Raw genomic sequence first — 13,849 nt, 5'->3', positions numbered from 1 at the left:
GAAGCTCTTCAGACGTCGTATAAAAATCATATATTTGTAATGTTTGTATGGTTAGATAATCGTTTTTCGGCTGATTTTTCAAGAATGGCCGATAACTGATCCAGACAAATCTGACGGATGATGTAGCAAGCATCATCCGCTTTTTTTTGTGAATGGACCTTAATGGATTGATAATCAGTTCATTCTTTACATAACCCCCCTCCTTTTTTAGTTTTACAATTGGTTTATAATCTATCTTCCCCTAGAATAATTAGTTTATTCCTTCCGGATGACCGTACAAGCTTAAAAGCTAATCCACTTTTTTCCAAAGATTTCAAGACAGCATGCAAAGGCTTATCCCTGCTTACGATTCCAAAAATTCTTACCTCAGGCACGCTCCCTTCGTACGTCACGTCCAGGTCATACCATCTAGCCAATTCGGATATGGCCACCTTTGGCAAAACATGATCAAAATGGAAAAATCCATCTTTCCAGGCTATGTATGGTTCTGTATCTACGTTTTTCACTTCAATAGCCTGATCGTACACTACAGCTTGCTGCCCTGGCATCAGCATAACATTTTTTGTCGGCGAGCTGGACACAGGTCTAGAACTATGGATTCCTATCCTTACTTTCCCTTCGGTTAGTGTGGTTTGCATATGCATATTTTCCTTGTAGGCTGATATATTGAATTTTGTACCCAGCACCTCAACCTCTTGTCCATGAGAGATTACTTTGAACGGGATCCTATATTTATGCATTGACTGGCGTGAAAACTGGGCAGCAACTTCAAAAAAAGCTTCACCTTCCAGAAAGACCACCCGCTGCTCTTGGCGAAATCTTGTCGGATATTTTAAGGTAGTATTTGCATTGAGCCAGATATTAGACCCGTCGGGCAAAGTGACCTGGTAGGTTCCTCCTCTTGGCGTGGTCAATGTCAACGTATCAGAAAACGAAGAGGAACGGAATTCATGTTGCCCAAAAACAGGAATAGCTCCGTTTCCATAAGTAATATGATCCTCACCCAAAATGATTTTATTTTGATCTTCATTCAGCGCAATTACCTGACCATCGCCTAAATGCAACGTAGCACGGTTGCCTCCGGGGAGAATATCATCTGAGGCAACATCTATGGGACGTTCATTCATAAAATAGCTAGAGATATACGTTCCCCACAGTAATCCTGACAATGTTATGCCGGCAAGCAACACTGCGGCAACGTACGGCAACCATCTTTTCAATCTAGGGTATCTTCTTTGGGTAACTTTTTCTATTCGCCGACCGATGAGGGATATGATCTGCTGATCTTCCGCAGCAAGTTCTGTTATGTCCGTTTCCTCCGCCAACCTCGATTCGATCAAAGCGACCAACTCCATATCTCCTTCTTCGGATCGAAAGTGCTCCAAAAGTAGTTTGGCTTCTTCTTTTGAACATTGACAGTTTAAAAATCGGGTATATAGTTCCTTATAATTAATCATAATGTGTCAGCAATTGCGACTGCTTATAAATACATATTCGAAGAAATATCAAAAAGTCTCTGCTCGGGAATGAAAATAATTTAATTTTTCTATCTTTTGGATCACGCGAGTTTCTAGAGAAGACAGACTAAATGTAAACACACTTACATATAAGGCTATGAATGAAAGTGTTACAACACCAAAAAAAGGGAATTAAAATCTCTTGCTTAAGAAAAAACTTTATATATCTCCATCAAAAAAGTTGATAGGAGAAGGCTGAGTTGTTTTTTTGTAAGTTCGTCACGGAGGAAAGCCATTGCTTTGGCCATGTGGTCTTTGACGGTACTAAGGCTGATATCCAACTCCTTAGCTACCTCTTCGTAACGTTTCCCCTCCAATTTAATCAATGAAAAAACCCTTTTGCGCTGTGGAGGTAGTTTTTCTATGGCACAATACAGGGACTTGTTGATCTCACTGTCTTCAAAAGAAGGATCCGATACATAATACTCGGTCACTATATCGATCAACTGTTCTTGCATCTTCTTATCACGAATTGCCTTTCTATAAAAATCTATGGCAAGACTTTTTGCCGTCCGAAAGAGAATCGCTTGAAAAGGCACATCATCGTTGATTTTAGCCCGATTCTCCCACACTTTGAGAAATACTTCCTGATGTAGTTCTTCGACCCACTCTTGGTGGTGGATCAATTTCTTTAGACGGCTATATATTACCGGCGCGTACTGACAATAAAGTTCCTGAAAAGCATTATGATCACCTCTCTTTAGTCTAGAAAGCAAATCCTTATCATCTTGAATCGTGAGTGGCATCATAAGTTATTAGCAATACCAAAACTACAAAATTATCTAATGAAATCAAAGTAGGAGTGATGCAAGCTAATTTAACATATTTCATTCCCGAATGCGATTGCGCCTGTTATAATAGGCTACTTCACGTCTTACAAAGGCCTCCTCCCGAAGCTGGTTGCGGTAAGCAATGTCATTAATCCAGCGTGCTAGCGCCATTTCCATCTTCGTCAAATGATATTTGGAACACACGGGGCACCGATAAGCCCGAAAATGCAAACCCTGGCTTTTTACATCATCTTCTTGATTTATTTCCTTAGATCTTACCGTTGCAAATTGTTTGTTGTCAAAAGACACTTTTTTACATGGCGGGTGTATATTTAACGATACATCCATAAGTATAGCAAATTGATTACAGATACTAAATTAATCATTATCAATTTATTATTCAAAATTTTATTCCTAATTATGTGTTCTGTATTACACGCACATTGCGCATTTAATCTTCCCCCTTACCGCAAATGGCAGTATATCCAAGCGAAGCGTGCAGCTGTATAAAAAGACAAAGATGTAAAGTAAGGTGCTTCTATACGGCAACGAAAAGCGGACGGTAGTGGGGGTGTGTAGTAGAGACATGATAAGTTATTTCTTGTTTGCCTTTTCCCGATATTCCGTCAATGCCTCTAAATATAATCTGTTAAACGCAGCTCCGGAAAATGGATTCTGGCTGGTCACCAAATTTCTGTCTTTCACGGCAAAGTTTGATTTTGGCAACTTGCGCCTGTATTTTAGTCCCATTTTCTTTAACTGTTTCGCTATTTTTCTGCTTTCTGGTTTCCCTTTCATGATAAAGCGCTCAATAACAAATTCTTCAAATGGCGAAACTGAATTAACTTTAAATCCTAAGTACGGATTTTCCTCCTTTGGTATCGTTAAGATAAGACTTGGCGCATGGCAAATAAGCCCAGTCGGTTTATTTGCTACTGCAAAGTACTTCAACAAAACGGGAATGTTAATATCCTCTTTAAGATCTACCATTAAGCCCTGTCCGCCTGGAATAATCAAGCCTGCATAATCAATTCTTTTTTCGATGGCCTCCTCGAGCGTGATGGGGTTATTAAACAGGCTATCTGTTGCAACAAATGTTAACGCCTTATTTTTTACGTCCAAATTATTTTTCCAATACTTGTCGTTTACACTTTCTTCATCCACGGTAGCAGCGATTCCGTTCGGGGTTGCGAACTCAACGGCATAGCCGGCTTCTGTTACCGATTGATAGGCAAGATAAAGCTCATTCAGAAACACACCGGTCTGCCGAAGTTTCTTGCCGTTGTTTAACGGTAATGTATCTGCAGCACTCATCACGAATAATACGTTGTTGTTCTGTGCGGAAACTGTGTAGGACAGCAGCACCATTATTATTAAAGTCCTGATTTTCATATTATATGTTTTTAAATTGTAATACCTTTCATTATGCTATCCGCTATTTTTGGACTGATCCTGTTTATAATTCTCAAAAGTTTTAAGTTATGAATATTTACCTCGTATCTATTAGTTTGATACGCCTTCCGGAGGAAGCTCCTGTAATCAGGATTTTGTTGTTGTTCAGTTTCATACTCGTGATCGTTAAAGCAAATTTCACGAGAATAAAACCTGAAAGCATTTACATATGTAAAGATTTTACCTTTTGGCTCTTATACGGCTCAGTTGGGTTGGTGTAATGCCCAAATAGGAGGCAATATGGTATTGGTTGATGAGGTTTTCTAAATCTGGGTGCTCTTTTTTGAAAATTTCGTAGCGTTCTGTTGCTTCAATGGTGACAAGTTCTATCTCTCTTTTTTCTTTGATGGCAAACTTGTATTCTGCAATGATCCGGGCGAGGCTTTCAAATTTTGGATATTTTTCATAAAGCGAGGTGATTTGTCTAAAATCAGCCACAAACAGTATGCAGTCAGTGAGACACTGAATATTTATTAAATTCCGCTGTTTTGTTGTTATTGATGAATATGCGGCCACGAAATTTGAAGCCGTAAAGAAGGTTTTATTGTATTCGTTTCCTGATCCATTGCGAAAAAATGCACGCATTACCCCGCTTGAAACAAAGGCTATCTTTACCGAAAATTCTCCTTCTTTAGCAAAATATTCGTTCTTTTTAAGCTTGGTTTCAGAAAACAGAGCGGTAAAGACTTCCATTTCACGTTCGGTAAAAGGGACAAGCTTCCTCAAGTATATCTCCAGTTCATCCATCTTTATTAGGTAAGTTTCGTTCTATTTGTTATGTCACTTCTTGTCATTCTTTCTGCTCGACTTGCATCTAAGGGATTGGGTAACATCAAAGTGGGAAGTTAAGAGCACTAACGTTCAATACAGCACAAAGGTATAAAAAGCTGACGTTGAATTACACACCTCCACCCGCATTATACAAAACCGAATACAAAACCGATCTTAGCAGTTAGGCCTTTTTTTGCCCGTTCTGCTGTTGGAATGCTTTATTGACAAGTAAATAGTTGATGCTGCAAACAAGACTGTAACCTCTAAGATCTATTGTATAAAGTTTTCCTTTTATTGTATTATATTGACATCAAAAAGTTTTCTCACCTCTTTAATAAAGCAGGCAATAATAGATGCATCAAGAATCTAAACGATGGTGTTGATCTCTTTTATTATCGACATAACAACGTGTTAAACATAATTGTTACATTTATTTATTTGCGCTTATTGTATATTTAAGTACAATTTATAAACAAATGATAACATCCTACTACGAATAACATGAAAATGAAAACATCCTATCAAATTATGATGGCAGGGCTGCTTACAGTCGCTTCCTTATGTCCAACCATAGACGCATATGCGCAGCACGGACAAGCTGCATCTGGACAAATACCACCGCATCCGCCGCGATTGCCTGAAGGTGCGATCCCCGCATTCCCAGGAGCATGGGGAGGCGGTATGTTTACCACAGGCGGACGTGGTGGCCAAGTGATTGCTGTGACTAATCTTAACGATAGCGGTACCGGAAGCTTACGCGCCGCATTGGAAGCCGAGGGTCCTCGTATTGTGGTATTCAAAGTGGCGGGTACCATTAAGGTCGATGGTGATTTGAACATCAATCATCCTGATATCACCGTTGCAGGGCAATCTGCACCCGGTGACGGAATTTGTATAGCCGGTACGTTGAATATCAACACGCACAATGTGATACTCCGACACCTACGCGTACGTCGCGGTGTGCCTGTCGGAGGACAAGGCGATGATAACATCGGTGGAAACCCACACCACCACATTATAATCGACCATTGTTCGACAAGCTGGGGTATGGACGAGAACATCTCGCTCTACCGGCACATGAGGCCATCGCTCGACGGTAGCACGCAGATCAAAGATCCTGCAGAAAATATTACTATTCAATGGACCATCTCCAGTGAGGCGCTTGATGCCAGAGGGCACGCATTTGGTGGTACATGGGGAGGAAATCCATCGACCTTCCACCACAACTTATTTGCGAGCAACACCGCACGAAACCCGTCGATAGGCATGTCCGGGCCTTTTGATTATCGGTATAATGTCGTGTTTAATTGGCGCCACCGTACGATGGATGGTGGTGATGAAACGTCAACGATCAATGTGATCAACAACTATTACAAACCAGGGCCGGCGACGAATGACAACATGCGTGCTATATTTGCACGTATCGAACAACGCAGCATGTACTCTCCCGGTAGCGCGTGGCGTGAAGGTGAATGGTATCCTAAAGAACCAAACCGCCCTGGGAAATGGTATGTGGCTGGTAATGTTATGCATGGCAACGATGAAGTAACGAACAACAACTGGGCTGGGATACGTACAAAGGAAACCAAAGGGTCTATTATTCCCGATGAAAGTGAGTCCGAAAAGTTTGCTCGTGTTTATACACCATTCGAAGGTTGGCCGGTGGCTCCTCACCAGACTGCCGAAGTTGCATTCGAATCGGTTCTTGCAAAAGCTGGTGCAACATTGCCGAAACGCGACGCAGTAGACACCCGTGTAGTAGAGACGGTCCGCTCTGGAAGGCCAACGACAGCAACAGGTATCATCAAAGACGTTGCCGAGGTAGGTGGATATCCTAACCTAACGTTCGACCCGGCTCAAGTTCCTGTCGATAGCGATGGCGATGGCATGCCTGATGCGTGGGAAATCAAACACGGCCTAAACCCTAACGACCCGAGCGATGGTACGATCGATTCTGATGGTGATGGGTATACCAATGTGGAGGAATACCTGAATGGAACGAACCCCCAGGAAAAAATCAACTACCGCAATCTAGGTAACAACGTTGACACAATAAGTTAATTACGCATCTCGAGGAATCGACGATAAAAATGTAAAAAGCCCAATCTCAAAAAAGATTAGGCTTTTTATGCTATATACTCTCATCGAGCAGAAAATCTGCTATGTGAAGGTGTTTTACTCCTTCAATATCATCCTTCCAAAAATCATCCATTGTAACAACATATTTTGGATATTGATCCTCGATTGCTAATAATGGTGAAAATTCACGTTTCACCGTCGACTCGCTTTCCAGTTTGTAAGCAACTTGGACATACAGCTTATGTCCTAACTTTTCGGCAACAAAATCAATTTCAACCGTATCTAGTTTTCCAATAAACACCTTATAACCGCGCCGTTTAAGTTCAATAAAAACTAAATTCTCTAATATGCCAGCAATCATTCTATCGCGAAACCCCAAATTTGCATATATCAAAGAAACATCGCTCACAAAGAATTTCTCCTGTGTTTTTAATATTTCCTTGCCTTTTATGTCATAACGTGGTACTCTATATATAACGAAAGCTCCTTCCAGTGCATGGAGATAATTATAAATGGTATTCAAATCTACTTTACGATGCTGACTTTTAAAATAGTCAGCGACATTTTTGCCCGAAAACGTATTCCCTATATTGTCAAACACATATTTTATAACTCTATCTAACAATTCGACATCTCTAATCTTGTACCGCTGTACGGTATCTCGTAGAATAACAGAAGAATAAATATCATGGACAACTTTGTAAGCAGATTCCTCGTCATAATTCACAGTATGAATTACTGGAAAGCCTCCCATTCTCAAGTAATATGTAAAGTCACGATTAGAATCTGAAGGGAAATATTCTGCTTTAAATTCAAGATATTCGCTAAAAGATAACGGGTAAATTGAAATTTCGACATATCGCCCTGCTAAATAAGTAGACAATTCGGAAGATAAAAGGTTCGAATTAGAACCAGTAATATATATATCCACATCAAAATCCACCAAAAAAGCATTAATTACTTTTTCCCAATCATTCACCTCCTGAATCTCATCTAACAAGATGTAAAATCTTTTATTGCCTATTATTCTCTCCTGGACATAGGAGTATAATAATTTCGCATCTGTTAAAGATTGGAAGTTAAAACTTTCAAAGTTTATTCTGATAATTCTCTCCTCTGGCACGCCAGACTGCATTAACTCATTTTTTAGAATGGCCAACACGGTGGACTTGCCCGACCTCCTGATGCCAGTAATTACTTTGATTTGGGGCTTATCAATAAATTTTTTGAGCTGTTTAATATAATTTTTTCTAAATATCATTATCTTTTGGGTTATACCCATAAAGATATAGAAAAATAAAAAGTTTTTATGGTTATAACCATAAAAACTTTCTGAAAAAAACTTTATTTAGGGTTATAACCATAAATAACAGCTTCCAGAAATCTGCTGTTAATAATAAAAACGCCGAATAGCAAGAGCTATCCGGCGAATACAACACCATAAAAACTAACATTATTTTTTTACCACCAACGTGGATCACCGATAGCATTACCGCCAGCTGCAGCGCGCAGCTCGCTATCTGCTCCGATCTTGAAATTGCCACTCTCCGCATTTTCGTATTTCGGATCAAAAGCCATGGGGTATTCTTTAATCGAATTTGGGTTGGCATGGCTTGCATCGTTCATCACAAATGCCGGCACCACTTCATTCCATCGGTTATTGGGATGCCTTAATTCCCAGTTATACACAGGCATGTTAGAAGAGTTACTTCCGTAAATAGTGGCTTTAGACCGCACATTCCAAAAATTGCAGTTGATCAAGCGCTTGTCAAAATCGTTGGCCACCTGCGCAAAGTTGTTGAAGAAATTGGCCGCAGTGGTGATATTGGAGAACAGGTTATTCTCTAAACGCACCACAGTCGGCAACTTCGATGCTTTGAAATCAAATGCCATCGCATTCCAACTATTATCGACCGTGTTATTCTTAAACAAGAAGTCAATATCATTTTGCAAATTCTTCTCCCTATCTACGTTGATAAACATCTTGTTGGTCTTGAAAAACGTTGAATTCGTAAACTTTCCTTCCTTGATACGAGCCGCTCCTACGTTGATAAACGCATGCTGCCCGTCTTCTCCCATATAACCGACTACGGTATTATGAATGGACACTGAATTTCCCACCTGCTCTTCGTTTATCGTCAACAAACCGGTATAGTAGCTTCTGATTTTGCAATTATCAAATGATACCGCATCAAATCCTGTCGCATCTCCATCCACATGGATCAACCAACTGTTCCACCGCGTATCGGCTGTGTTCGGAATCTCTTTCTTATAACTATCGACACGTGTACCGGATAGATCTAACCCTGCAAAGCTAATACCTGCATTTCCGGATCCTTTAAGCACAAAACTCTTTACATAAACCTTTGCATCGATGGCATCGCCTATCGACTGGATACTGATGTGCTTGTTATCGACTATGATTTCTTCATTCCAGAAATCGTAAACGCCTGCTTTCAATACGATCTGATCACCATCCACACTTCGTTCTATGGCATCTTTTAGATCACTATGTGGACTCAAGGTCCAGACACCGTTCACCGATTCTGCACCTGTAATAAATTCCTGCCGGCCTCGCAAAAAGGCATTATTATAAATGCGCACCTCATAAGCCATATCCTTTTCCAGATCGTCTATATTCGTCGTTTTTGCGGCAATCTGTTGTTCAGAAAGTTTAATCTCCCGCGTTGTACCAAATTCCGGAATCAACACAATATGACTTACTTCCTGCGACGTGGATTCATCGGTGTGCGGGAAATCCCACGACACCGTAACGCTTGTTCCGGAAACATGCTCACGGGCGATGGGCATTAGGATATCTGAAGGATTGGTGGTAATACGCACCTCCGCCCAATCCGACTGCGAATCGGGTGTGCTCTTTTGTGTCCGGATGCGGACATAATGATTTTCGGCGAGATCCAATCCGCGCAGAATCACCGATTCATTCTCGGCGTCGACAAACTCGCTCCGATCAATCACCGAGAAATCGGCAAACTTGGAGAGCTCCAGAAAATAAGTATCAAAGGATTCTCCTGGCTTTGTCCAACTAATTTTGACATTGGTTTGCTGTACCATGTACGTGATATTAGACGGCGCTTCGCTCAGCATGCCTCCGCCTGTAGCAGGATCCTTCTTACAGGACCAAAATATGGTGCTGCATATCAGCACGAGCGTTATTAATTGTGTTATATATCTTTTCATCCGTTTATCTTTTATTATTAGTAATCATCTTTATCAATCTGTTCTACTACCACCAACGCGGATCGCCAATAGCATTGCCTTGTGCCAACGTCCGCAATGGACTCGATGCGGAAACCGTAAAATCACCGTTAGCCACATCAGTATAGCCAGGATCGAAAGAAACCGGATACTCCCGGATGGAATTGGGATTTTGATGCTGTCCATCATTCATGGTGAATGCCGGAACAACCTCATTCCACATCGTATTTGGATGCCGCAATTCCCAGCTGTGTACAGGCATATTCGAAGAATTACTGCCGTAGATCGTCGACTTCGACTTCACATTGAAAAAATTACTATTGATCAACCGCTTGTTAAACGTATTTTGGACATACGCAAAATTGGGAAAGAAGTTACCGCCGGACGTCATGTTGGTTAGATTGTTATTTTCAAATGAAAACCTGGATGGTGCCTTGACCGCCAAGAAGTCGAAAGAACCTCCGGCCCAACTTTCATTAACAGTATTGTTTTTGAAGACAAAATCAACCACATTAGCGGCGTTACGCTCTGCATCGACTTTCACAAACAAACGGTTGGTGCGATAGAACGTGGAATTAGATACTTCGAATTTGTGTACCTGTGCAGCATTGATAGCCAGCGTGGGGGATTCATTATTTCCACCGATATCGTGTATGATACAATTATTAATGCGAATGGCATTTCCCACTTTGTGTGGCGGTCTGTTCGTGTCATTCATCTGGAAAATTCCCGACCAGTAGTTCCGAACAATACAGTTATCAAATGAGATGGCATCTAAGCCGGAAGAGGCTACATCAAGCGATATCAACCAATTGTTCCAAAGGTGATCCTGGCTATTCGATAGCTCTTGATTATACCGATCTATCCGAGTTCCTGAAATCTCCAGATTCTTAAACGAGATGCCCGATTCTACACCATTAAGGAAGAAATTACGGGCGTAGAGCTTAGCGAGGTCATCCGCGTTTTCTCCTTCTATAGCAATAGACTTGTTCTGAATGGAAGGGATAAGGGTGCTGAGATCGTAGACTCCTGGCCTTAGCACGATCCGGTCGCCATTCGCGCTGGTCTCGATAGCCATCAACAGATCACTATGGGGAGACAGCGTCCACACCCCGTTTTCTGGCACGGCCAGCGTGATAAATTCGGTGCGACCTACGACAAAGCCGCCGTCGTATAAGCGCACATCATATTGCATGTCGGCATCCAGGCCTTCAATGGTAACGGATTTGTTACTAAGGTCGGAACTCGTTAGCGGGTATTCCTTAGCTGCGCCTAAAACGGGCTTTAGCACGATTTTCGAGAGCTTCACATCAGAAGAAATCGGATCCCAGCGTACCGTGGCGGTCTTTCCTTCAAGATCTTCAGGTGCAACTGGCAGTAGTATATTACTTTCGCTGGTATTAAAATCTACCGTTGCCCAGTCGGTTTCGGTATCCTCATCGACCTTCTTGATCCGGCAATAATAGTCCTCGCCACGATCCAACTTCCAAAAGATATGTTCATTAACGGAATGCTCAAGTGTCACGCTCTGATTGAGAACGGAAAAATCGGCCAGCCGAGAGAGTTCTACTACATAATGGGTAAAGGACTCAGAAGACTGGTCCCATGCGATTTTTACATGTTCACCTTGCACCACATGCCGCAGATTTTCGATAGGGCCGGATAGGTTGCTTACTGGACTATCCGTCTTCTTACATGCGGCAATCCAAAGTAGCATAAAAACGAAAGGAACGTAGCCTTTCTTTCGTAATAAAGTTCTCATCTAAATTTGTTTATAATCGTTACTTAAAAATACAACGTGTCGCTACTGCAGTAGATGACAGCGCCGTACATGTTTCATAGGCCTATACCGTCAAATATACTATTTTACACTGCGGCACCTTTATAGCATATTAGCACATTACTATACTTTATTAGCTGACAATCAGTATGTTGCACAACAAAACTCCGTTACACGACAAGTCGTGTAACGGAGTTTAAAAACTAAATTACAAAGTAGATTTACGCTAGTTTACAGCAATGGATCAAAAGTACCTGTCCCACCGGTTAAATCGGGCCAGCCATTTGTCTGTTGCAGATAGGGCGAGGCCAGTAGTATATTTTGATGCAGACCGAAGAAATAATATTCATTGTACCATCGGAATGTCCAATCGGCTGGATTAGTCGGATCTAGATCGTCTTTCTCTACGACTTCAAAATGATTACTATATAGATAATCTAAATATTCTTCAAAAGTTGTAATGCCTGGCGGATACTGAGCCGGTTCCCGATCCACAATTGGCGCGCTGCCGTTTACTGTAGATCGCAAAGGGTCAGGAGTCGCTTTATAGCGTTGACCATCCGCATTTTTGACTATTACAAACAGACCTGTTCTTCGGCTTCCATCCAGCACCTGGTCTTGAAATCCTAACCGAGCTACTGTTGGACTGCCTGCCTCAAACAACATCCAGCGCCGTAAGTCCCAGAAACGATGTCCTTCGTAGGCAAATTCAACCTTTCGTTCGTTCAACATAGCGGCAAAATGCTCATCCCGGGAGCTCACGCTGGAAAGACCATAGCTTCCATCCAGGTTCTCTACACCTGCACGCTTGCGGATTTCGACAATAGCTTCCTTACCTTCCGACAACCGTTCCGTACCGATAGCGCTCTCGCCCAGATTGAGCAATACCTCTGCAAACCTAATCTTCATCACATCTGTGCCACTCAAGTTAAAGTTACCTTGACTATTAGAGCCATTCGGATCTGTACCCTTTCGCAAATAAATTCCACTTGCATTGGCTCCTTCGGTCTCCGTAGTAGCATTGGGATTTCCGGACAAGTCTCCGGAGTCATTATACCAGCGGTAGGTCCACTGAATAAAATTCTGGTTCTCCCGATATGGCCAGCGGGCGCCATTGTACGCAAAAGTTTTGTAAAAACGGGGGTCCCGATTTTTGTAGAACTTATTGGGATCATACGTATAGGTAGATTGTCCAGGCATCTTCCCATCTTTCATCGGAAAGGCATCTAGTAATTGCTTTGTCGGACTGATACCTCCAGCGCCTAAGATCTCTTTCGAACGGGCATTCTGCTCCCAACCGTTGTTTTTGCGCGTTTGATCGGAAGTAGTTGAATTGAATCCATAAATCATGACCGCCTCAGGATTTCCGGATTCTACAAAGAACATTTTTTCCCAGGCCTCGCCTGGCGCCGTACCTGCCGTATACAGCGCAAAACCGTTGCTCTCCAGCAATTGCTTTGCCGCTAGATTCGCTTGATAAGCTTCTTCCCAACGGTTTCTATCGTCAGCTCGGTTGAAAAGTGGGCTCGCCCAAGTCAAGAGAACGCGCCCCTTTAATGCCGCCGCAGCGCCACTCGTAATCCGGCCCCAATCGTTGCCTTCCCATCGCCCGGGCAGCAAATTAATTGCCGAATCAAGATCAGCACAGATCTGTTTTATACACTCCGAAGTCGGACTCCGTGGTACCGAATTCTCAGAACCCGTCGAAGAAATCGGATCTTGTGGCGTCAATATCAACGGGACACCCCCGTAGATCTTCACCAAATCAAAATACTGCCAAGCCCTCCAAAAGTACAGCTGCCCCCTGCACAAATCACGAATCTCTTCGTCTAAACCATGTTTATCGGCCTCCTGTAGAAACAAGTTCATTTGCCGAATGCGCGTCCATGAGTTGTTCGCAATGCTGGATGACATGCGCTGTCCGAAATACTGCAACGCGTGTGATTGGGTTATAGAAATCTGCGGCCACTCTCTATTAAAATCGGATTGTCCAGGTATTTCGTCTGTGGTGGCCTGGAATGCATTACCGGCCGCCAGCTCCCAGTACAAACTCGTATTGTTTCCATTGGGGGGCTGTATCAGACCATAGATATAGTCCACATAGGCCTTGGCCATCTCGGGAACACGAAATACATCTTCGTTGACACCGGTAAAATCTCTCTTTTCTTGCAAAAAATCATCCTTACAGCTGTGGAAGGAAAGCCCCAATAATGCTGCAAACAGGCTATATGCTAATGTTTTCTTTCTCATAGTAGTAATAA

At 42.2% G+C, this 13,849-nt stretch carries 10 protein-coding genes; 1 reads left to right on the top strand and 9 read right to left on the bottom strand.

Annotated elements, in window-relative coordinates; translation table 11 throughout:
- Positions 1-224: 224 nt before the first annotated feature.
- The 5 genes from C4F40_RS11265 to C4F40_RS11245 form a co-directional block, all read right to left on the bottom strand.
- Positions 225-1,457, bottom strand: a complete 1,233-nt coding sequence (locus tag C4F40_RS11265) for a FecR family protein (RefSeq protein WP_196939503.1) — start codon at positions 1,455-1,457, stop codon at positions 225-227.
- A gap of 206 nt (positions 1,458-1,663) precedes the next feature.
- Entirely contained in the window at positions 1,664-2,266 is a 603-nt protein-coding gene (locus C4F40_RS11260; protein ID WP_196939502.1) for an RNA polymerase sigma factor, read from the bottom strand.
- A gap of 78 nt (positions 2,267-2,344) precedes the next feature.
- A complete protein-coding gene (locus C4F40_RS11255; protein WP_196939501.1) occupies positions 2,345-2,635 on the bottom strand; it encodes a hypothetical protein in 291 nt (96 codons plus the stop codon).
- 246 nt (positions 2,636-2,881) lie between these two features.
- Positions 2,882-3,679 carry a DJ-1/PfpI family protein gene (locus C4F40_RS11250; RefSeq protein ID WP_196939500.1) on the bottom strand — a complete coding sequence of 266 codons (798 nt, stop codon included), beginning with the start codon at positions 3,677-3,679 and terminating at the stop codon, positions 2,882-2,884.
- Between the two features lie 240 nt (positions 3,680-3,919).
- A complete protein-coding gene (locus C4F40_RS11245) occupies positions 3,920-4,486 on the bottom strand; it encodes a Crp/Fnr family transcriptional regulator (protein WP_196939499.1) in 567 nt (188 codons plus the stop codon).
- 525 nt (positions 4,487-5,011) lie between these two features.
- Between C4F40_RS11245 and C4F40_RS11240 the strand changes: the two genes are divergently transcribed.
- On the top strand, positions 5,012-6,571 hold the full coding sequence (locus tag C4F40_RS11240; RefSeq protein WP_231390025.1) for a pectate lyase family protein: 1,560 nt from the start codon (positions 5,012-5,014) through the stop codon (positions 6,569-6,571).
- A gap of 70 nt (positions 6,572-6,641) precedes the next feature.
- On the opposite strand, the gene C4F40_RS11235 is transcribed toward C4F40_RS11240, so the two are convergent.
- From C4F40_RS11235 to C4F40_RS11220, 4 genes are all read right to left on the bottom strand, one after another.
- Complete coding sequence (locus C4F40_RS11235) at positions 6,642-7,850, bottom strand: ATP-binding protein (RefSeq protein WP_196939498.1); 1,209 nt, start codon at positions 7,848-7,850, stop codon at positions 6,642-6,644.
- Positions 7,851-8,050: 200 nt separating this feature from the next.
- A complete protein-coding gene (locus tag C4F40_RS11230; RefSeq protein WP_196939497.1) occupies positions 8,051-9,790 on the bottom strand; it encodes a DUF4957 domain-containing protein in 1,740 nt (579 codons plus the stop codon).
- Positions 9,791-9,836: 46 nt separating this feature from the next.
- Positions 9,837-11,570, bottom strand: coding sequence for a DUF5123 domain-containing protein (locus C4F40_RS11225; RefSeq protein ID WP_196939496.1), 1,734 nt, complete (start codon positions 11,568-11,570; stop codon positions 9,837-9,839).
- 249 nt (positions 11,571-11,819) lie between these two features.
- Positions 11,820-13,838 (bottom strand): RagB/SusD family nutrient uptake outer membrane protein, encoded by a 2,019-nt coding sequence (locus C4F40_RS11220; RefSeq protein WP_196939495.1) that lies wholly within the window; start codon positions 13,836-13,838, stop codon positions 11,820-11,822.
- Positions 13,839-13,849 lie beyond the last annotated feature (11 nt).

This window comes from Sphingobacterium pedocola (genome assembly GCF_015209965.1).
Classification (GTDB): Bacteria; Bacteroidota; Bacteroidia; order Sphingobacteriales; family Sphingobacteriaceae; genus Sphingobacterium; species Sphingobacterium pedocola.
The sequence above is the reverse complement of the archived record's forward strand: the minus strand, read 5'-3'. Positions and strand labels throughout refer to the sequence as shown.